The following is a 22304-nucleotide window of genomic DNA, read 5'->3' as shown; positions in this document are numbered from 1 at the left end:
TCTTACGCCTTCAAAAGAGGTGAGTGATAGGACTATCCTCGCCCGCGAGGTTCCTATCGAACAAAGACTGATGCACTTGCAAACAAGGAAGTACGTTTATGTCAAAAGTAAAAGACAAAGCTATTGTATCTGCCGCGCAAGCCAGCACTGCTTACTCGCAAATCGATAGCTTCAGCCATTTGTATGACCGTGGCGGCAACCTCACGGTCAATGGCAAACCGTCCTACACCGTAGACCAGGCAGCGACCCAGCTGCTGCGGGATGGTGCTGCGTACCGGGACTTTGATGGCAACGGCAAGATCGATCTGACCTACACCTTCCTCACCTCGGCTACCCAGAGCACCATGAACAAACATGGCATCTCGGGGTTCAGCCAATTCAACACCCAGCAGAAAGCACAGGCCGCACTGGCCATGCAATCCTGGGCGGATGTCGCCAACGTGACCTTTACCGAAAAGGCTTCCGGCGGTGACGGCCACATGACCTTCGGCAACTACAGCAGTGGCCAGGACGGCGCCGCGGCCTTCGCTTACCTGCCCGGTACCGGCGCAGGCTACGACGGCACTTCGTGGTACCTGACCAACAACAGCTACACGCCGAACAAGACCCCGGACCTGAACAACTATGGCCGGCAGACCCTGACCCACGAAATCGGCCACACCCTGGGCCTGGCTCACCCTGGCGACTACAACGCCGGGAACGGCAACCCGACCTATAACGACGCCACCTATGGACAGGACACGCGTGGTTATAGCCTCATGAGTTACTGGAGCGAGAGCAACACCAACCAGAACTTCAGCAAAGGCGGCGTCGAAGCTTACGCTTCCGGCCCGCTGATCGACGACATCGCCGCGATCCAGAAGCTCTACGGTGCCAACCTCAGCACCCGCGCCACGGACACCACCTACGGGTTCAACTCCAACACCGGGCGTGATTTCCTCAGCGCCACGTCCAATGCCGACAAGCTGGTGTTCTCGGTATGGGACGGTGGCGGCAACGACACCCTGGACTTCTCCGGTTTCACCCAGAACCAGAAGATCAACCTCACGGCCACCTCGTTCTCTGATGTGGGCGGCCTGGTGGGCAACGTGTCCATCGCCAAGGGCGTCACCATCGAGAACGCGTTCGGCGGTGCGGGCAACGACCTGATCATTGGTAACCAAGTCGCCAACACCATCAAGGGCGGGGCCGGAAACGACCTCATCTACGGCGGCGGCGGTGCGGACCAGCTGTGGGGCGGCGCTGGCAGCGACACTTTCGTGTACGGTGCCAGTTCCGACTCCAAACCAGGGGCTGCGGACAAGATCTTCGACTTCACCTCCGGTTCGGACAAGATCGACCTGTCTGGCATTACCAAGGGTGCGGGCGTGACCTTCGTCAACGCCTTTACCGGGCATGCCGGCGATGCTGTACTGAGCTATGCCTCAGGTACCAACCTGGGCACTTTGGCCGTGGACTTCTCCGGGCACGGCGTGGCGGATTTCCTCGTCACCACCGTTGGCCAGGCCGCTGCCAGTGACATCGTAGCCTGATGTAAAACGCGCGGTGCTTCGGCGCCGCGCTCCAGGCTGGAGTTGGATATGCCACGTTTTTCCCCTTTGATCGCCTGTGTTGTGCAGGTGTTGTTCGTGTCGGCAGGAGCCCACGCAATGGCTAGCAGTCTTGTATTACCCACCGCCGCGCAGCTTGCCGGGCAATGGGAGTTGAAGCAGCAGGATCAGGTGTGCGCGCTCAAGTTAGTGGAGCAAGCCAATGCTCTGGAAGGCGATATCGCCTGTGCCGAGCAATGGCTGGGCGACAAGCCGCTGACGTGGTCGCCCACGCCGGATGGCATCTGGTTGTTTAACGCTGAAGGCTCAGGGATCACCCATTTGAATCGCCAGAAAGAGGGCGACTATCAAACCCGCACTAAAGCTGGCGAAGTTGTAACGTTGCAACGAAAACCTTAATTAAAAGTTATAAGCATATAACTCGATTTGTTAGGCGGCCGTACCCTACTTGGTAGGGGTGACCCTTTTGCGTAATTCGCTGCAAGGAAAAACAATTAATATGGCGAAGTCCCATGGGGTGGCGCCCTTATTCAGGGCGCTGGGTGAGTACAAGAGTATTTTGATCAGCGTTGGCTGTTTCACGGCATTGATTAACCTATTAATGCTGGTGCCCTCGATTTACATGCTGCAAGTGTATGACCGTGTGCTGTCCTCCCAGAATGAAACCACTCTGGTGATGTTGACGCTGATGGTCGTGGGCTTCTTTGCGTTTATCGGCCTGCTGGAAGTGGTGCGCAGCTTTATCGTGATCCGCATCGGCAGCCAATTGGAACGACGTTTCAACTTGCGCGTGTACAAAGCCGCGTTCGAGCGCAACCTGCAGCGCGGCCAGGGGCATGCCGGGCAATCCTTGGGCGACCTGACCGCTCTGCGCCAATTCATCACGGGGCCGGCGCTGTTCGCGTTTTTCGATGCGCCGTGGTTCCCGATCTACCTGTTCGTGATTTTCCTGTTCAACGTGTGGCTCGGCGTACTGGCCACGGCGGGCGCGGTGCTGTTGATTGGCTTGGCGTGCCTGAATGAATACCTGACCAAAAAGCCATTGGGTGAGGCCAGCGGTTATTCGCAGCAGTCCACCCAACTGGCCACCAGCCATTTGCACAACGCCGAAACCATCCAGGCCATGGGCATGCTCGGCGCGCTGCGCCAACGCTGGTTTGGCGTGCACTCGCGGTTCCTGGGCTTGCAGAACCAAGCCAGCGACACCGGTTCGATCATCACCTCCTTAAGCAAATCCCTGCGCCTGTGCCTGCAATCACTGGTGCTGGGCCTGGGCGCCTACCTGGTGATCAAGGGCGACATGACCGCCGGGATGATGATCGCAGGCTCCATCTTGATGGGCCGCGTACTCAGCCCCATCGACCAGCTGATTGCGGTGTGGAAACAATGGAGCTCGGCCAAGCTGGCCTACCAGCGCCTCGACGAACTGCTGCGTGAATTCCCGCCGGAGGCCGAGCACATGGCTTTGCCTGCGCCCAACGGCCAGGTCAGTTTCGAACAGGTCAGCGCCGGCCCACCGGGGCGGCGCATGGCGACCCTGCACCAGGTCAGCTTCAACCTGGCGGCCGGTGAGGTGCTGGGTGTACTCGGCGCGTCGGGCTCCGGCAAGTCCACCCTGGCTCGCGTGCTGGTCGGCGTGTGGCCGACCCTGGCCGGTACCGTGCGCCTGGACGGCGCGGATATTCATCGCTGGAACCGCGACGACCTCGGCCCGCATATCGGTTATTTGCCCCAGGACATCGAGCTGTTCAGCGGCAGCATTGCCGACAACATCGCGCGCTTTCGCGAAGCCGACCCGGAACGGGTGGTCAAGGCCGCGCAACAGGCCGGCGTGCATGAACTGATCCTGCGCCTGCCCCAAGGCTACGACACCGTGCTGGGCGACAACGGCGGTGGTTTGTCCGGCGGCCAGAAACAACGCGTGGCCCTGGCTCGCGCCCTGTACGGCGGGCCGCGCCTGATCGTGCTGGACGAGCCCAACTCCAACCTCGACACCGTCGGCGAAGCGGCGTTGGCCAGCGCCATCGTGCAGATGAAAGCCCAGGGCAGCAGCGTGGTGCTGGTCACCCACCGTTCTTCGGCGTTGGCCCAGGCCGACAAGCTGTTGGTACTCAACGACGGGCATCTGCAAGCCTTCGGGCCCAGCCAAGACGTGCTGCGCGCATTGTCCGGCCAGCAGGAAGCGCCGAAGGAGAAACCCGGCGTGAGTTTCAGTCGTCAGTATCAAGCCGGAAGGAATCCAGGCGCATGAGCAGCCTTACTGTTGAACCTCGTAGCAAAGAACGTGATGCCGGCTTTTTCGTAAAAATGGGCTGGGTGATGACCATTGTCGGTGCCGGTGGTTTTTTCCTCTGGGCCAGCCTCGCACCGTTGGACCAGGGCATCCCGGTCCAAGGCACCGTGGTGGTGTCTGGCAAGCGCAAGGCCGTACAAACCTTCAGCCCCGGCGTGGTCAGCCGGATCCTGGTGAAGGAGGGCGAACTGGTCAAACAAGGCCAGCCGCTGTTTCGTCTCGACCAGACCCAGAACCAGGCCGATGTGCAATCGCTGCAAGCCCAGTACCGCATGGCCTGGGCCAGCGTGGCGCGTTGGCAGAGCGAACGTGACAACCTTTCCAGCATCACCTTTCCCGCTGAGCTGAGCGCCAATCCCGACCCAGCCCTGATGCTGGTGCTCGAAGGCCAGCGCCAACTGTTCAGCAGCCGCCGCGACGCGTTTGCCCGTGAACAAGCCGGGATTCGCGCCAGCATCGAAGGCGCCACGTCACAGTTGAGCGGCATGCGCCGTGCGCGCAGTGACCTGACCGCCCAGGCCCAATCCCTGCGCGCGCAACTGAGCAACCTGCAACCCTTGGCCGACAACGGCTACATCCCGCGCAACCGGCTGATGGACTACCAGCGCCAGTTGTCTCAGGTGCAGCAGGACCTGGCGCAAAACGCCGGTGAAAGCGGCCGGATAGAGCAGGGCATTGTCGAGTCGCGGCTCAAATTGCAGCAGCACAGCGAGGAATATCAAAAAGAGGTGCGCAGCCAATTGGCCGACGCGCAACTGCGCAGCCTGACCCTGGAGCAGCAACTGACCTCCGCCGGCTTCAACCTGCAGCACAGCGAAATCAACGCGCCGGCTGATGGCATCGCCGTCAACCTGAGCGTGCACACCGAGGGCGCCGTGGTGCGCGCCGGTGAAACCTTGCTGGAGATCGTGCCCCAGGGCACACGCCTGGAAGTGGAAGGGCACCTGCCGGTGCATTTGGTGGACAAGGTCGGCACGCACTTGCCGGTCGACATCCTCTTCACCGCCTTCAACCAAAGCCGCACGCCACGGGTACCGGGCGAAGTCAGCCTGATCTCCGCCGACCAGATGCTCGATGAAAAGACCGGTGCGCCGTATTACGTGCTGCGCACCAGCGTCAGCGAGGCGGCGATGGAAAAACTCAACGGCCTGGTGATCAAACCCGGCATGCCCGCCGAGATGTTCGTGCGCACCGGCGAGCGTTCCTTGCTCAACTATCTGTTCAAGCCGCTGCTGGACCGCGCCGGCTCCGCGTTGACTGAGGAATGAGCATGAAGCCAGTGTTCATTTCGCTGTTGCTGGTGTGTGGCAGTGCCCAGGCGGCCATGGGGCCCTTCGATGTGTACGAGCAGGCGCTGCGCAACGACCCGGTGTTCCTCGGCGCCATCAAGGAACGCGACGCCGGCCTGGAAAACCGCACCATTGGCCGCGCCGGCTTGCTGCCGCGGCTGTCCTACAACTACAACAAGGGCCGCAATAATTCCGAAGCGCACCTGCCTGACGGACGCGGTGGCAGCTATCGCGACGACCGCAACTACAACAGCTACGGTTCGACCTTCAGCCTGCAACAGCCACTGTTCGACTACGAAGCCTATGCCAACTACCGCAAGGGCGTGGCCCAGGCGCTGTTCGCCGATGAAAGCTTTCGCGACAAGAGCCAGGCGTTGCTGGTGCGGGTGTTGAGCTATTACACCCAGGCACTGTTTGCCCAGGACCAGATCGACATCGCCAGGGCCAAGAAGAAGGCCTTCGAACAACAATTCCAGCAGAACCGCCATCTGTTCGAGCAAGGCGAGGGCACCCGCACCGATATCCTTGAAGCCGAGTCGCGCTATGAGTTGGCCACCGCCGAAGAGATCCAGGCCCTGGATGAGCAGGACGCCTCGCTCCGGGAGTTGGGCGCATTGATCGGCGTGCAAAGCGTCAACATCAACGACCTGGCACCGCTGAACCAGAGCTTTGCCGCGTTCACCCTGACCCCGGCCAACTACGACACCTGGCATGAATTGGCGCTGACCAACAACCCGGTGCTGGCTTCGCAACGCCAGTCCCTGGAAGTGGCGCGCTATGAAGTGGAGCGCAACCGCGCCGGGCATTTGCCGCGCATCACCGCGTATGCCACCTCGCGCAAGCAGGAGTCCGACAGCGGCAACACCTATAACCAGCGCTATGACACCAACACCATCGGCGTCGAAGTGAGCATGCCGCTGTATGCCGGTGGCGGTATCTCGGCCTCCACCCGCCAGGCCAGCCGCGCGATGGAGCAGGCGGAGTACGAGCTGGAAGGCAAGACCCGCGAAACCTTGATCGAACTGCGTCGCCAGTTCAGTGCGTGCCTGTCAGGCGTGAGCAAGTTGCGCGCCTATCAGAAAGCGCTGGCATCCGCCGAGGCGCTGGTGGTGTCGACCAAGCAAAGCATTCTTGGCGGCGAGCGCGTCAACCTCGACGCGCTGAACGCCGAACAGCAGCTGTACAGCACCCGCCGCGACCTGGCCCAGGCGCGTTATGACTACTTGATGGCCTGGACCAAATTGCACTACTACGCGGGCAACTTGCGCGATACCGACCTGGCCAAAGTGGACGAAGCCTTCGGCCCGGATGGAAAACTGTAGGAGCGAGCTTGCTCGCGAAAAACGTCAACGATAACGCGGGCAACCTGGATGCACGCGGAGTCTGTGAGTGCTTCGCGAGCAAGCTCGCTCCTACAGGGGGAATAACAATAATAGGGAGTGTGCACATGATCACCGATTCACCGCGTTTCAAACCCTTCACCGCTGGTTCCTTGCTGCTGCTGTCCGTTGCGGCACAGGCGCAATACACCGAGACCGGCCAGCCGGGTAACCCTGCCAGTTGGCGCTCGGCCGAGTACCAGAGCGACTGGGGCCTGGGCCGCATGAAAGCCGATGAAGCCTACGCCGCCGGGATCAGCGGCCAAGGCGTGAAAATCGGCGCACTGGACTCAGGGTTCGATGCCAATCACCCCGAAGCCGCCAAAGACCGTTTCCACCCGGTCACCGCCACCGGCACCTATGTCGATGGCAGCACCTTCAGTACCACCGGCGCGCTCAACCCGAACAATGACTCCCACGGCACCCACGTCACCGGCACCATGGGCGCCGCTCGCGACGGCGTGGGCATGCATGGCGTTGCGTACAACGCGCAAGTCTATGTGGGCAACACCAACGCCAACGACAGCTTCCTGTTCGGCCCCACGCCAGACCCCAAATACTTCAAGACCGTGTACACCGCCCTGGTGGACTCCGGCGTGCGCGCCATCAACAACAGCTGGGGCAGCCAGCCCAAGGACGTCAGCTACCAGACCCTGGACAACATGCATGCGGCGTACGCCCAGCATTACAACCGGGGCACCTGGCTGGACGCGGCTGCGGACGTGGCCAAGGCCGGCGTGATCAACGTGTTCAGCGCCGGCAACAGCGGCTATGCCAACGCCAGCGTGCGCTCGGCCTTGCCGTATTTCCAGCCGGAATTGGAAGGCCACTGGCTGGCCGTATCCGGGCTGGATAAAGCCAATAACCAGAAATACAACAAGTGCGGCGTCGCCAAGTACTGGTGTATTTCTACCCCCGGCGCGCTGATCAACAGCACCATTCCCGACGGCGGCTATGGGGTGAAGTCCGGCACCTCGATGTCGGCGCCCCATGCCACTGGCGCGTTGGCGCTGGTGATGGAACGTTATCCCTACATGACCAACGAGCAAGCCTTGCAGGTGCTGCTGACCACCGCCACCCAGCTCGACGGCTCGATCACCCAGGCGCCTAACGCCATCGTCGGCTGGGGCGTGCCTGACCTGGGCCGGGCGATGCACGGCCCAGGGCAATTGCTCGGCCCAATGGAGGTCAACCTGGCCGCCGGGCAGGGTGACGTGTGGAGCAACGGCATCTCCGACCAGGCGCTACTTCAGCGCCAGGCCGAGGACCGCGCCGAGCACACGGCCTGGCAGCAAACCCTGATCGACAAGGGCTGGCAAAACGGCGTGGGCGCCACTGCCAGCCAGCAGGACCAGACCGATTACGCCATCGGCAACGCCCGCGACCAGGCCGCCGCCAACCGCGTGTACGAAGGCAGCCTGATCAAGGCCGGTGCCGGCAGCCTGGTGCTCAGCGGCGACAGCACCTATCGCGGCGCAACCCTGGTCAACGGCGGTCTGTTGGCCGTCAATGGCTCGCTGACTTCGGCAGTGACGGTGAATGACAGCGGCACCCTGGGTGGTTCCGGACGTATCGCCGCGTTGTCGGTAAACAGTGGCGGCCGTGTGGCGCCGGGCAATTCGGTGGGTACCTTGCAAGTGGCGGGGGATGTAAACCTCGGCGCCGGCTCGACCTATGCCGTGGAACTGACGCCAACCAGCAGCGACCGCATTGTCGCCGGTGGCCAGGCGATTCTGGGCGGCGGCACCGTCACGCTGGCGCTGGAAAACAGCCCCACCTTGCTCAGCCAGAGCGAGGCCCAAAGTCTGATCGGCCGGCAGTACTCGATTCTCGAGGCGGCGGGCGGCATTCAGGGCCAGTTCGGGCAAGTGCTGCCCAACTACCTGTTCCTCGGTGGCACCCTCGACTACGCCGCCAATGCCGTGCAACTGAACGTGGGGCGCAACGACGCCAGCTTCGCCAGCGTCGGCGCCACCCGCAACCAGCGCAACGTCGCAGCCGCCGCCGAGCAATTGGGCGCCGGCAACCCGGTGTATGAAAGCCTGCTGCAGTCGCAATCGGTTGCCGTGGCCCAGCAGGGCTTGCAGCAACTGTCCGGGGAAATCTACCCGGCTGTGGGTGCGATGCTGATCAACGACAGCCTGCAACTGCGCAATGCCGTGGGCGAGCGCCTGCGCCATGTGCCAGTGACCGGTGAAAGCAACCTGTGGTTCAAGGCGCTGGGCGCCTGGGGCAAGACCGATAGCCGCACTGAAACGGCGGGTTCCACCACCTCCATCGGTGGCCTGTTGGCGGGCGTGGATGGCGCGCTGGATGAGCAGACCCGCGTGGGTGTGGTTGCCGGCTACAGCGACAGCTCCTTGAACATGGGCAGCGGTACCCATTCATCGGCGTCCATCGACAGCTACCACTTCGGTGCGTACGCCGGGCGCGAGCTGGGTGATTGGCGCCTGAGCGTCGGCGGTGCCTACAGCTGGCATCGCGGCGATGTGAAGCGCGACCTGCAATGGGGTGATGTCAGCGGCAAGCAAAAAACCAAGCTGGACGCGACCACGGCGCAAGTCTTCACCGAAGCCGCGTACCGCATCCGCCTGCAAGCGGTGGCCCTGGAGCCGTTCGCCAACCTGGCCTATGTGCATCTGAACAGCGAGTCCTTCCACGAAAAAGGCGATGCCGCGGCCCTGGAGCGCGGCAGCGACCGGCGTGATGCGGTGCTCAGCACCCTTGGCGTACGTGCGCTGAAAACCCTGGCTCTCAATGACCACCAGCAACTGGACCTGTCCGGTTCGTTGGGCTGGCAACACAGCCTGACGGCGGTGGAGTCCGAAGAGCACCTGGCGTTTGTTGCAGGCGGGCCTTCATTTGCGGTGCGCAGTGCGCCATTGCTGCGCGATGCCGCGTTGGTGGGCGTGCAGGCCAGCCTGGCGCTGAATGCATCGACACGGGTCAACCTGGATTACAACGGCCAGCTGGGTGGGCGCGCGAAAACCCAGGGCGTGGGTTTGAGCCTGAACTGGCAGTTCTGAAGACACCGCGAGCCTGATCGTTCCCACGCTCCGCGTGGTAACGCCTCTTGTGACGCTCCGCGTCACGCTTTGGGACGCAGAGCGTCCGGGACCGCATTCCCACGCGGAGCGTGGGAACGATCAGCGGCGGTGTTCTGGAGAAAGTGATTTACACACGTGCAATAAGAAAACTAAGGAAGGTCACCGTGAAAAAACGCAAGTCAGGGTTAACTACCGCCATCCACACAGGCCCGGGCTATCCGCTCAAGGCGCTGAGCTGCGTGCCATACGGCGCGTTGCTGTGTTGCCTGGCAAGCCTGGGGACTGCCCAGGCCGCACCCTATGTGGAAACCGGCAAACTGGGCGACGCCGCCAGCTGGCGCAGCAATGAGTTCAAGGCCGACTGGGGCCTGGGCGCCGTGCACGCCGACACCGCCTATGCGGCCGGCTACACCGGCAAGGGCGTCAAGCTGGGGATCTTCGACCAGCCGGTGTACGCCCAGCACCCGGAGTTCGCCAGCCCTAACAAAGTGGTGACGATTGTCACCGAGGGCATTCGCCAATACACCGACCCGTATATCCCGGTGAAGGCCGGCGACGCGTTCCGCTACGACGGCACGCCGTCCAAGGACTCCAACGGCAAACTGGGTAACCACGGCACCCACGTCGGCGGCATTGCGGCCGGTAACCGCGATGGCGGGCCGATGCATGGCGTGGCGTTCAACGCACAGATCCTCACCGCCGAAAACGGTGACCCGGGGCCGGAAGACGGGATTATCCTTGGCAACGACGGCGCCGTGTACAAGGCCGGTTGGGATGGGCTGGTCGCCAGTGGCGCACGCATCATCAACAACAGTTGGGGCATCGGCATCGGTGATCAGTACGCCAAGGGTGGCCGTGATCCGGCGTTCCCCAACTTCACCGTCAACGAGGCCCAGGCGCAGTTCAATACCATCCGGCCGATCCTCGGCACCCTAGCAGGTGGCGCGTACCAAGGCGCCATCGACGCGGCCCGCAGCGGTGTGCTGACCATCTTTGCCGCAGGCAATGACTACAACCTCAACAACCCGGATGCGATTTCCGGCCTTGCGTATTTTGTGCCAGAGATCGCGCCTAACTGGCTGTCTGTCGCGGCCCTTCAGCAGAACCCGAATACCGCCAGCCCCGATCCGTATGTGATCAGTACCTTCTCCTCGCGTTGTGGCTATGCGGCGAGCTTTTGCGTGTCGGCACCCGGCACCAAGATCTACAGTTCGATCATCAACGGCAACAGCCTGGAAAACCTTACTACCGACTGGGCCAACAAAAATGGCACCTCCATGGCCGCACCTCACGTGGCAGGCGCCGCAGCGGTGCTGATGGAACGCTTCCAATACATGAGCGGCGACCAGATCTCCACCGTGCTCAAGACCACCGCCACCGACCTCGGCGCGCCGGGCATCGACTCGCTGTACGGCTGGGGCATGATCAACCTGGGCAAGGCGGTTAACGGCCCCGGGATGTTTATCACCGCCGAGGATATTCCAGCCGAGTTCCGTATCGACGGTGCCTACGGCAGCGGCCAGTTCGTCGCGGACTTGCCGGGTGTCGGCGCGGTGGTGGATGCCGGCAAACCCACCCAGCGTGTGTGCGATGACCTGCACTGCGGCCGGGATGTGTGGAGCAACGACATCTCGGGCCACGGCGGCTTGACCAAGCAGGGCATCGGTACCTTGGTGCTCACCGGCACCAACACCTACAGCGGGCCGACGCGGGTCAACCAGGGTTTGCTGGCGATCAACGGTTCGGTCACCTCCGACGTTACCGTGAGCCAGAGCGGCGTGGTCGGTGGTTCGGGGCGTATCGGTTCGCTGAGCGCGAACAGCGGCGGCACCGTGGCGCCGGGCAATTCCATCGGCACCTTGAACGTCGCGGGCAACGTCAACTTTGAACCGGGCTCGACCTACGCGGTAGAACTGTCGCCCACCAGCAGCGATCGCATCGTCGCGGGCGGCACCGCCACCCTCAATGGCGGCACCGTGACCCTGGCCCTGGAAAACAGTCCGACCTTGCTGAGCGCGACCCAGGCCCAAAGCCTGATCGGCCGCCAGTACAACATCCTACAAGCGGCAGGCGGCGTCACCGGCAGTTTTGCTGCGGTATTGCCCAACTACCTGTTTGTCGGCGGCACCTTGAACTACGCCGCCAACGGTGTGCAGCTGGATGTGGCACGCACCAACAGCTTCGCCAGCGTGGCCGCCACGCCGAACCAGCGTGCCGTGGCCGCCGCCGCCGAGCAATTGGGCGCGGGCAATGGTGTGTATGAAAGCTTGCTGCTGGCACCCACGGCCGCTTCGGCCCAGGGCGCGTTCCAGCAACTGAGCGGCGAGGTTTACCCGGCGCTGGAAACCGCGCTGGTCAATGACAGCCGCTACGTGCGCGAAGCCGTGGGCGAACGCCTGCGCAACGGTGAAATGGGCGCTGCCAGCCAAGCCATCGACAGCCGTGGCAACGTGTGGGTCAAGGCACTGGGCGCATGGGGCAAGACCGACAGCCGCAACGACACGGCGGGCTACACCACCTCTATCGGCGGCATGCTCGCCGGTGTGGACGGCGCCCTCGATGAGGCCACGCGCATTGGCCTGGTGGCCGGCTACAGCGACACGTCGCTGAACATGGGCAGCGGCACCCACAGCCGCGCTTCGGTTGACAGCTACCATTTCGGCGCCTATGCCGGGCATGAAATCGGCGCCTGGCGCTTGAGCGGTGGCGCGACCTACAGCTGGCACCGCGCCGATGTCAAACGTGACCTGCAATACGGCGACGTCAGCGGCAAGCAAAAGGCCAAGGTCGATGCCCACAGCACCCAGGTGTTCACGGAAGCTGCGTACCGCATCAACCTGCAACCGCTGGCCCTGGAGCCGTTCGCCAACCTGGCCTACGTGCACCTGGCAACTGACAGCTTCAAAGAGAAGGGCGACGCCGCCGCGCTGAAAAGTGGCGACGACAGCCGTGACCTGGTGCTCAGCACCCTGGGTATGCGCGCCTTGAAGACCTTCAATATCAACGACCATCAGCAACTGGAAGTCTCCGGCACCCTGGGCTGGCAGCACAACCTGAGCAGCACCGATTCGGAGCAACACCTGGCGTTTGCCTCGGGCGGCCCTTCGTTCACGGTGGAAAGTGCGCCGATGGTGCGCGATGCGGCGTTGGTCGGGGCCCGGGTCAGCCTGGCCTTGAGTAAGGATGCGCGGGTTAACTTCGATTACAACGGCCTGCTGGCCAGCAAAGAGAAGGTGCACGGCGTCGGCTTGAGCCTGGATTGGGCGTTCTAAAGCTTTAAAAATCACTGTAGGAGCGAGCTTGCTCGCGAAGATCATCAACGATGACGCGTTCCACCTGAAGGAACGCGGCGCACTTGAGTTTTTCGCGAGCAAGCTCGCTCCTACAGGTAACGGATAACAGGTGTTTTGGCTTTCTCTACAAATCCAACAACAGAGAGGCACTACCAATGGGTATCTTTGACTATAAAAACCTCGGTATCGAGGACTCCAAGGCGCTGTTCGCCGATGCCATGGCGATCACGCTGTATTCCTACCACAACCTGGATAACGGCTTTGCCGTCGGCTACCAGAACAACGGCCTCGGCCTGGGCTTGCCCGCCACCCTGGTCAGCGCGCTGATTGGCGGCAGCAACGCCCAAGGGGTCATCCCTGGCATCCCCTGGAACCCCGACTCGGAAAAGGCCGTCCTGGAGGCGGTGCAAGCAGCCGGCTGGACGCCCATCAACGCCAGCACCCTGGGCTACAGCGGCAAGGTCGATGCGCGCGGCACCTTCTTTGGCGAAAAATTCGGCTACGGCACGGCGCAGGCCGAGGTGTTGGGCAAGTACGATGACGCCGGCAAGCTGCTGGAACTCGGCATCAGTTTTCGCGGCACTTCGGGGCCTCGGGAAAGCGTGATCACCGACTCCATCGGCGATGTGATCAGCGACCTGCTCGCCGCCTTCGGGCCCAAGGATTACGCCAAGAACTACGCAGGGGAAGCCTTTGGCGGCTTGCTCAAGAACGTGGCGGATTACGCCATTACCCAGGGTCTGAGCGGCAACGACGTCGTGGTCAGCGGCCACAGCCTGGGAGGCCTGGCGGTCAACAGCATGGCCGACTTGAGCGACAGCACCTGGTCGGGGTTTTATAAGAACTCCAACTACGTGGCCTACGCGTCGCCTACCCAGAGCGCCGGCGACAAGGTGCTTAACGTCGGCTATGAAAACGACCCGGTGTTCCGTGCCCTGGATGGCTCGTCATTCAACCTGTCGTCCCTGGGCGTGCACGATAAACCCCACGAATCGAGCACCGACAACATCGTCAGCTTCAACGACCACTACGCCTCATCCCTGTGGAATGTGCTGCCGTTTTCCATCCTCAACCTGCCCACCTGGGTCTCGCACTTGCCCACCGGTTACGGCGACGGCATGACCCGCATCCTCGACTCGGGCTTCTACGAACAGATGACCCGCGACTCCACGGTGATCGTCGCCAACCTGTCCGACCCGGCACGGGCCACCACCTGGGTGCAAGACCTCAACCGCAATGCCGAGGCGCACAAGGGCAATACCTTCATCATCGGCAGTGACGGTGACGACCTGATCAAAGGCGGCAGGGGCGCGGACTTTATCGAAGGCGGCAAGGGCAATGACACGATCCGCGACAGCAGCGGGCACAACACGTTTTTGTTCAGCGGGCAGTTTGGCAATGACCGGGTGATTGGCTACCAGGCGACGGACAAGCTGGTGTTCAACGACGTGGCGGGCAGCACCGATTACCGCGATCACGCCAAGGTGGTGGGCGGGGATACCGTCATTAGCTTTGGTACGGATTCGGTGACGCTGGTGGGTGTGAGCAGTCTGTCGGGGGAGGGGATAGTGATCAGCTGATGCATTCGGTGTGGGAGCAGGCAAGCCAGCTCCCACATTTGATGGGTTTTGCTAGATGATCATTTTTCCTTACGCACCGTGGCCACATCATCGGCCTTGATACGAATACGCTTGCCGGCAATATCGGTGAATTCGTAGAAACCATCGGCCGTCTTGGCGTTGGGCGTGTCCTTGGTCAAATATTGCGTGCCATTTTGCAAGGTCACTACGGTTTGCGTGGAACAACCGGCCAATACCAGAAAAGTGAGTGCAACCAGTGGCAGACCCAAATTCTTCATGTTCATAACCCTTACCTTTAACCCTGAAAAGTCCCGCAGCGTCTGGCTGCGCGGCCATAAATATTACTTGATCAACCCCCTCATCAGATTGTTTTTTTGCAAAAAGTTGCAGGCGCCATTTATCTATTACTGATTGCAACAACCGCTTTGCCCCGGCACTCTGTATGCATAACCAGTATTTGATTGCTCTGCGCCATGGCCAACCCCCTCGAAGACCCCTTGTATTACCTGCATAACTTCCGCCAAGTGCTGGTGTGGTTGGGGCAACGCTATGCCGATTTGCTCGATGCGCACGAACAGCATTTCATTCAGCAATTTGACAGGTTGCCCCAGGCGTCCCAGGCGTTGTTGGTGCGGATGGTAATGCGCAAGGGCGTGCATTTTCGTGCCGCCAAGCTCCATTACCTGGAAATCGGTTGCCCTCATGCGGCGGCGGGGCCTTTGCGTGAGTTGGGATGGGTGGAGGATCAAAGCCCGCTGCCGTTTGCCACGCTGTTTGCGCTGCTGCAAAAAAGTGAACTGCTCGGCGCCTTCAGGCCCTGGATCGATCAACCCAAGGGCAACAAGGCCGATTGGCTTGAACCCTTGGCCGCACAATTTACCGAACCGCGCAGCTTTGCCCAGTGGTGTCCCGACGTGGACGATGTGCTCTATAGCCTGACGGTGATGGAGTTGTGTGATCGCCTGCGCCTGATGTTCTTCGGCAACCTGCACCAGGACTGGTCGGAGTTCGTGCTGGCGGACCTGGGCATCTACACCTATGAAAAAGTCGAGTTCTGCGCCGAGTCTCGCGGTTTACGCAGCCGTGACGACGTGCACGGGTTTGTGTTCCTGCACCAGTGCCAGCAAGCCTTTGAAGCCGGTGAGGCAGTGGATACGGTGTTGGCGCAGGTCGCCACGCTGTGTACCGACAACCCCTGGCTGGAAAAGCGCCGCGCCAAGCTGCTGTTCCAGATCGGCCAGTATTGTGAACGTTGCGCCGAGCTGGCACTGGCCGAACAGATCTACCGCACTTGCACCCATCCCGGAGCGCGGGCGCGGCTGATCCGCGTACTGGAGCGCCAGGAGGATTATGCCCAAGCCATGGCCTTGGCGAGCGAGGCGCAACAGGCCCCGCACAACGCAGCGGAACAACAACACCTGCTGCGCGTCGTGCCGCGCCTGCGGCGCAAACTTGGCGGGCCGGCGCTGCCCAGGGCCAAGCCCCAAGCGATTGCGCGCCTGGACCTGGCGTTGGTGCAGGAGCCGCTGCTGTCGGTGGAGTCCTGTGTGCTGGCGCACCTGAGTGAACCGGATGCGCCGGTGCATTACGTCGAGAATGGCCTGATCAATTCGCTGTTTGGCTTGTTGTGCTGGGAGGCGATTTTTGCGCCGCTGCCGGGGGCGTTCTTCCACCCGTTCCAGCGCGGGCCGGCGGACTTGCACAGCGAGGACTTTTATCAGCGTCGTGAAGCCTTGTTTGCCGCGTGTTTTGCACAACTGGAGGACGGTCGCTACAAGGCCAGCATCCGCCACCGCTACGTGGAAAAATGGGGCATTCAGTCGCCGTTCGTGTTCTGGAACCTGCTCAGCGACGAGTTGCTGGAGCAAGCCCTGGCCTGCCTGCCCGCCGAGCACTTGCGTCATTGGTTTACGCGCCTGTTGCAGGATATCCGTGCCAACCGGGCCGGGATGCCGGACCTCATCCAGTTCTGGCCGGCGCAAAACACCTATCGCATGATCGAGGTCAAGGGCCCCGGCGATCGCCTGCAAGACAACCAGTTGCGCTGGCTGGCGTTCTGCGGTGAATACCAGATGCCGGTCACCGTTTGCTACGTGCGCTGGGCGGAGCAACCCGCTTGAGTTACAGCGTGGCCGTACGGGCGCTGTGTGAGTTCACCGCCAAGGTCGGCGACCTCGACCTGCGCTTTACGCCGTCGCCCAGCGCCCAGGAAGGCATTGTCGGCCATCGTACGGTGGCGTCCCGGCGCAGCGCGCATTATCAGCATGAGGTTGCCCTGGAGGGCGACTACCAGCAGCTCAAGGTGCGGGGCAGGGCGGACGGCTACGACCCGGACGCCAACCGCCTGGAAGAAGTCAAAACCTACCGTGGCGATCTCGCTGCTCAGCCCGCCAACCACCGGCAACTGCACTGGGCCCAGGTCAAGATGTATGGCTGGCTGATGTGCCAGAAGCTCGGGCTCGATCATATCGACCTTGCGCTGGTGTACTTCGATATCGTCGGCGAAGGCGAAACCGTGCTGAACCAGCGATTCGATGCGCCAGACCTCGAGCAGTTCTTCAATCAACAATGCGCGCTGTTCCTGGACTGGGCCCGGCAAGAGATGCAGCATCGCGACGCACGCAACGCCGCTGCGCAGAGCCTGGCGTTTCCCCATGCCGACTTCCGTACCGGGCAGCGCGACCTGGCCGAGTCGGTCTACAAAGCGGTGACTACGGGCCGGTGCCTGATGGCCCAGGCGCCCACCGGCATTGGCAAGACCATCGGCACTATTTTCCCGCTGCTCAAGGCCCTGGCACCGCAGCAACTCGACAAGCTGTTCTTCCTCACCGCCAAGACACCCGGGCGCAAGCTGGCCCTGGATGCCGCCCAAGTGCTGTACGGCAGCAGCCCCGAGCTGTCACTGCGCGTGCTTGAACTGGTGGCTCGGGACAAGGCGTGCGAACAGCTGGACAAAGCCTGCCACGGTAATTCCTGCCCGTTGGCCAAGGGCTTTTACGATCGCCTGCCTGCCGCCCGCCAGGCCGCGTCCCAGGTGCGCTTGCTCGACCAGCGCAGCCTGCGCAACGTGGCGCTGGCTCATCAGGTCTGCCCGTACTACCTGAGCCAGGAAATGGCACGTTGGAGCGACCTGATCGTCGCCGACTACAACTATTATTTCGACTTTGGCGCCATGCTGTTCGGCCTGGCCCAGCTCAACCAATGGCGCGTCGCAGTGCTGGTGGACGAGGCGCACAACCTGGTCGAACGCGCGCGCTCGATGTACAGCGCCAGCCTGGATCAATACAGCCTCAAGACCTTGCGCGATAGCGCGCCCGAGATACTGAAGAAACCCTTGCAGCGCTTGAACCGCGAGTGGAATGCGTTGCACAAGGACCAAGTCGCGCCGTATCAGGCGTACGCGGCTAAACCTGACAAACTGCTCCAGGCCCTGAGCCTGTGCACCAGCGCCATGGGCGACTACTTCAACGACCACCCCGAAGCCCTCAGCGGTGACTTGCAAGCCTTCTACTTCGACGCGCTGCAATGGGCCAAAGTGGCTGAGCTGTTCAACGAACACTTTATCTTCGATATCACTAAACGCCAGTTCAGCGCCAAGCGCAGCAGCTCGACCCTGTGCCTGCGCAACGTGGTGCCCGCCGAGTTCATCCGGCCCAGGCTGACCGCCGCACGCAGCAGCGTGCTGTTTTCCGCGACCCTGAGCCCGCGCCATTATTACGCCGACTTGCTGGGCCTACCGGCGGATACTGCCTGGGTTGATGTGGCGTCACCGTTCAAGGCCGAGCAATTGCAGGTCAGCATCGTTGACCGCATCTCTACGCGGTTTGTGCATCGCCAGGCGTCGCTGGAACCCATTGTAGAACTGCTCGCCCGGCAATTCGCCGCGCAACCGGGTAACTACCTAGCGTTTTTCTCAAGCTTCGATTACCTGCAACAGGTGGCCCAGTTAATGGCCGAACGGCACCCGCAGATTGAGTTGTGGCTGCAGGCGCGGGGCATGGCCGAGGCCGAGCGCCAAGCTTTTTTGGACCAGTTCACCCACCACAGCCAAGGCATTGGCTTTGCGGTGTTGGGCGGTGCGTTTGGGGAAGGTATCGACCTGCCCGGTGCGCGCCTGATCGGTGCCTTTATCGCCACCCTGGGCTTGCCGCAGCTCAACCCGGTGAATGAACAGATCAAGGCACGTATGGGCGCTGTCTTCGGCGCGGGGTATGACTACACCTACCTGTATCCCGGCATTCAGAAAGTTGTGCAGGCAGCGGGGAGGGTGATCCGCAGCCAGCAGGATCGCGGGGTGGTGATGCTGATCGACGACCGCTTCGGCGAGTCGCGGGTACGCCAGTTGCTCCCCCGTTGGTGGGCGATCAACCCCTTGTAGGAGCGAGCTCGCTCGCGAAAAACGTCAACGATAACGCGGATTTTCTGAATAAACGCGGCGCCGGTGAGTTTTCGCGAGCAAGCTCGCTCCTACAGGTGTGTGTTAGACCACTTCCAGGTAGGAGCTTTGTATCTCCCGCGCCAGCTCACGCACGGTGTCGATGAATTCTGTCAGCCGAGTGTGCAGCCCATCTTCCAGAATCTCATCAATCCCCGTGTACCGCAGCCGCGCCTCGAATTCCGCCGCCAGGCGTTGCGCCGTGCGCCCATAACTGCCGGGCAGGTCGGCGAGGATATGGCTCAACTCCTCGATGCAGGCATGCAGCGAGCGCGGCACATCACTGCGCAACAGCAACAATTCGGATACCGAGCGTGCATTCAAGGCATTCGGATACAGCTCGGTATACGCCTCGAACGACGACAACGCGCGCAGCAGGGCGCTCCACTGGTAATAACCGCGTGCCGACAGGTCGCTGACTTCTTCGGACTCTTCGCCGAACATCTCATAGCGCGCGTCCAGCAGGCGCAGGGTGTTGTCTGCACGTTCGACAAAGGTGCCCAGCCGAATGAAGCGGTAGGCGTCATTGCGCATGATGGTGCCCGAGGTTGCGCCACGAAACAGGTGCGAGCGTTGTTTGACCCAATCACAGAAGTGGCTGATGCCGTGTCGCGCCAGGCCGCCGGCGGCGATGCTGCGCATTTCCAGCCAGGTGGCGTTGAGGTTTTCCCACATATCGGCGGTGATGCGCCCGCGTACCGCATGGGCATTGCCTCGGGCGGCTCGCAGGCAGTTGTAGATGCTCGCGGGGTTTTCTGCATCGAGGGCAAAGAAGTGCAACATGCGCTCGGCATCCAGGGTCTGGTGACGTTCCAGGTAGTTGTCCAGGGTTCCGCTGCTGAGCAACGACATCGCCAATTCGTCCAAGCCATCGCTGCGCCCGGCTTGGGGCATCAACGATAGCGAATAGCTGACTTCCAGCATGCGTGCCAGGTTCTCGGCGCGCTCCAGGTAGCGCGACATCCAATACAGATCTGCAGCCGTTCTACTCAGCATACTCAGCCCTCCACCACCCAGGTGTCCTTGGTTCCACCGCCTTGCGACGAGTTGACGACCAGCGAGCCTTCCTTCAGCGCCACGCGGGTCAAGCCACCGGGCACCAGGCGGGTTTCCTTGCCCGAGAGCACGAAGGGCCGCAGGTCGATGTGCCGGGGCGCGATGCCGTTTTCGACAAAGGTCGGGCAGGTGGACAGGCTCAGGGTCGGTTGGGCGATATACGCGTGGGGACGGGCCTTGATGCGCTGGCGGAAGTCTTCGATCTCGGCGGCCGTCGACGCCGGGCCCACCAGCATGCCGTAGCCGCCGGAGCCCTGGGTTTCCTTGACCACCAACTGCTCGAGGTTGGCCAGCACATGGGACAGTTCATCGGGCTTGCGGCATTGGAAGGTCGGCACGTTCTGCAGGATCGGTTCCTCGTCCAGGTAGAAGCGGATCATGGCCGGTACGTAGGGGTAAATCGACTTGTCGTCAGCCACCCCGGTGCCGATAGCGTTGGCCAGCACCACATTGCCGGCGCAGTAAGCCGCCACCAGCCCGGGCACGCCGAGCATCGACTCGGGGTTGAACGCCTGGGGGTCGAGGAAAGCGTCGTCGATGCGCCGGTAGATCACGTCCACGGCCTTGGGGCCGTCGGTGGTGCGCATGAACACCTTGAGGTCCTGCACGAACAGGTCGGCGCCTTCCACCAGTTCCACGCCCATTTCCCGGGCAAGGAACGCGTGTTCGAAGAAGGCGCTGTTGAAGCGCCCTGGAGTCAGGACGACCACGTTGGGATTGTCCAGGCGGCTGGAACTCTTCAAGGTCTTGAGCAGCAGGTTAGGGTAATGATCCACCGGCGCAATGCGCTGCTTGGCGAACACTTCCGGGAACAGGCGCATCATCATCTTGCGGTCTTCGAGCATGTAGCTCACGCCGCTGGGGGTGCGCAGGTTGTCTTCCAGCACGTAGTAGGTACCGTCGCCGTCGCGTACCAGGTCGACGCCGGAGATGTGCGAATAGATGCCGCGGTGCAGGTCAAGACCGACCATGGCCTTCTGATAGCCCTCATTGCCCAGGACCTGGTCGGCGGGAATGATCCCGGCCTTGATAATGCGCTGGTCGTGGTAGATGTCGGCGAGGAACATGTTCAATGCATTGACCCGCTGGATGCAGCCGCGCTCGATCAGGCTCCATTCACTGGCGGGGATGCTGCGGGGAATGATGTCGAAGGGAATCAAGCGTTCGGTGTCTTGCTCGTCGCCATACAGGGTGAAGGTGATCCCGGCGCGATGGAACAGTAAGTCTGCTTCACGGCGACGCTGGGCCAGCAGTTCCGGCGGCGTATTGGCCAGCCAGCGAGAGAAGTCCTGATAGTGCGCACGGCATACGCCGTTTGCGTCATTCATTTCATCAAAGAAAGATCGAGCCATTCCAGTACCTTGTCAGTGCCCAGTGTGGCTTTGGGTGGCACTGCCGCTTAAAAAAACGCATGTTTTTATGAGCCCGTGGCTGAAGGTGCCAACAGACCTGGTCCTTACTTTCTTATGGGGGCGGCTCTGGGTCGGGGGGTAACGCATGCTCCTGTTTTCGGGGTGGTGAATGGATAAAGCAATGCCTGTGCCGGAATGCCAATAATTCTCTGTAGGAGCGAGCTTGCTCGCGAAAAACTCACCGGCGCCGCGTTTATTCGGAAAACCCGCGTTATCGTTGACGTTTTTCGCGAGCAAGCTCGCTCCTACAGAGGGCGGTGGGCGCCCTGAATTGGTGCGCGAACCGACTTGAACTTCACCAGGCCCCGATTCTTCTAAGGGGTTTCGTCACCTTGTGGAGCACCGTCGTGTCCAGAATCATCTCCCCCCACACTCCGGAAGCGGCCCTGAACGACCACAGCGAACACAACGCAAAGATTTTCGGCTCGCCCAAGGACCGCCTCGACTTTTACCGGCGCGAGATCCAGTACGAAACCAGCATCCTGGCCAACCGCACCGACGCCTACTTGACCGCGCAATCCTTCCTGGTGATTGCCTTTGTTTCCGGCATGGGTAACCTCAACCCGGAATGGGGCAAATTATTCACCCTGGTGGTGCCGATCTTCCTGGTTTCGCTGGGTATTCTCAGCTCGCTGAACGCTTGGCCCGGTATCCGTGCGGCGTATGAAATTATCGACCACTGGCACTACAAGCAAAGCGAATTGCTGCGCAGCGAGCCGGTGATGGGCATGGCCTACGATGAATCGCCGCTGTTTTCCGAGGTGGAGTCGAGCCACAAGGGCTATCGCAAATCGTTGTTGTTTTCCATGCGTGCGCCATGGCTGTTCATGGTGTTCTGGCTGGTGTTGGGCATCTATGCGTTTTATATCCAGGTGGACAACCCACTGCGCTGAGCAAGCGAACGGAACTTCAGCCGTGGCCATGACGCCTTACCTCTATGCGGTACAGATTTTTCACCGGCCTGCAAAGA

14 protein-coding genes are annotated in these 22304 nt (G+C 61.7%); 11 read left to right on the top strand and 3 right to left on the bottom strand.

Annotation, left to right across the window (positions count from 1 at the left end):
• Positions 1–98: 98 nt before the first annotated feature.
• The 8 genes from PSH76_RS13815 to PSH76_RS13780 all read left to right on the top strand — a co-directional run bounded on the left by PSH76_RS13815 (position 99) and on the right by PSH76_RS13780 (position 14431).
• On the top strand, positions 99–1532 hold the full coding sequence (locus tag PSH76_RS13815) for a serralysin family metalloprotease (protein ID WP_003191149.1): 1434 nt from the start codon (positions 99–101) through the stop codon (positions 1530–1532).
• 48 nt (positions 1533–1580) lie between these two features.
• Positions 1581–1949 (top strand): protease inhibitor Inh/omp19 family protein, encoded by a 369-nt coding sequence (locus PSH76_RS13810; RefSeq protein WP_305494308.1) that lies wholly within the window; start codon positions 1581–1583, stop codon positions 1947–1949.
• 100 nt (positions 1950–2049) lie between these two features.
• A complete protein-coding gene (locus PSH76_RS13805; RefSeq protein WP_138763009.1) occupies positions 2050–3801 on the top strand; it encodes a type I secretion system permease/ATPase in 1752 nt (583 codons plus the stop codon).
• Positions 3798–5111 (top strand): HlyD family type I secretion periplasmic adaptor subunit, encoded by a 1314-nt coding sequence (locus tag PSH76_RS13800; protein WP_032897414.1) that lies wholly within the window; start codon positions 3798–3800, stop codon positions 5109–5111. The genes PSH76_RS13805 and PSH76_RS13800 overlap by 4 nt, the downstream gene beginning before the upstream one ends.
• A gap of 2 nt (positions 5112–5113) precedes the next feature.
• Positions 5114–6454: a TolC family outer membrane protein gene (locus tag PSH76_RS13795; protein ID WP_032897411.1), complete on the top strand. Its 1341-nt coding sequence runs from the start codon at positions 5114–5116 to the stop codon at positions 6452–6454.
• A 125-nt stretch (positions 6455–6579) separates the two neighbouring features.
• Positions 6580–9537 carry an autotransporter serine protease gene (locus tag PSH76_RS13790; RefSeq protein ID WP_305494307.1) on the top strand — a complete coding sequence of 986 codons (2958 nt, stop codon included), beginning with the start codon at positions 6580–6582 and terminating at the stop codon, positions 9535–9537.
• Between the two features lie 185 nt (positions 9538–9722).
• Entirely contained in the window at positions 9723–12830 is a 3108-nt protein-coding gene (locus PSH76_RS13785; RefSeq protein ID WP_305494306.1) for an autotransporter domain-containing protein, read from the top strand.
• Positions 12831–13006: 176 nt separating this feature from the next.
• Complete coding sequence (locus PSH76_RS13780; RefSeq protein ID WP_305494305.1) at positions 13007–14431, top strand: lipase; 1425 nt, start codon at positions 13007–13009, stop codon at positions 14429–14431.
• Between the two features lie 59 nt (positions 14432–14490).
• Here the strand turns inward: PSH76_RS13780 and PSH76_RS13775 are convergent, their stop codons facing one another.
• Positions 14491–14715, bottom strand: a complete 225-nt coding sequence (locus PSH76_RS13775) for a YgdI/YgdR family lipoprotein (protein ID WP_003191162.1) — start codon at positions 14713–14715, stop codon at positions 14491–14493.
• Positions 14716–14904: 189 nt separating this feature from the next.
• Between PSH76_RS13775 and PSH76_RS13770 the strand changes: the two genes are divergently transcribed.
• Entirely contained in the window at positions 14905–16551 is a 1647-nt protein-coding gene (locus tag PSH76_RS13770) for a VRR-NUC domain-containing protein (protein ID WP_098951528.1), read from the top strand.
• Entirely contained in the window at positions 16548–18809 is a 2262-nt protein-coding gene (locus PSH76_RS13765) for an ATP-dependent DNA helicase (protein ID WP_305494304.1), read from the top strand. The genes PSH76_RS13770 and PSH76_RS13765 overlap by 4 nt, the downstream gene beginning before the upstream one ends.
• A gap of 102 nt (positions 18810–18911) precedes the next feature.
• On the opposite strand, the gene PSH76_RS13760 is transcribed toward PSH76_RS13765, so the two are convergent.
• A complete protein-coding gene (locus PSH76_RS13760; RefSeq protein ID WP_044273752.1) occupies positions 18912–19862 on the bottom strand; it encodes an alpha-E domain-containing protein in 951 nt (316 codons plus the stop codon).
• A 2-nt stretch (positions 19863–19864) separates the two neighbouring features.
• Positions 19865–21274, bottom strand: a complete 1410-nt coding sequence (locus PSH76_RS13755) for a circularly permuted type 2 ATP-grasp protein (protein WP_032897394.1) — start codon at positions 21272–21274, stop codon at positions 19865–19867.
• Positions 21275–21681: 407 nt separating this feature from the next.
• Between PSH76_RS13755 and PSH76_RS13750 the strand changes: the two genes are divergently transcribed.
• Positions 21682–22227: a hypothetical protein gene (locus PSH76_RS13750; RefSeq protein WP_014718415.1), complete on the top strand. Its 546-nt coding sequence runs from the start codon at positions 21682–21684 to the stop codon at positions 22225–22227.
• Positions 22228–22304 lie beyond the last annotated feature (77 nt).

The organism is Pseudomonas sp. FP215 (genome assembly GCF_030687795.1).
Taxonomy (GTDB): Bacteria; Pseudomonadota; Gammaproteobacteria; order Pseudomonadales; family Pseudomonadaceae; genus Aquipseudomonas; species Aquipseudomonas salmasensis.
Note: the sequence above shows the minus strand (reverse complement) of the source record. Positions and strands in the feature narration are given on the sequence as shown.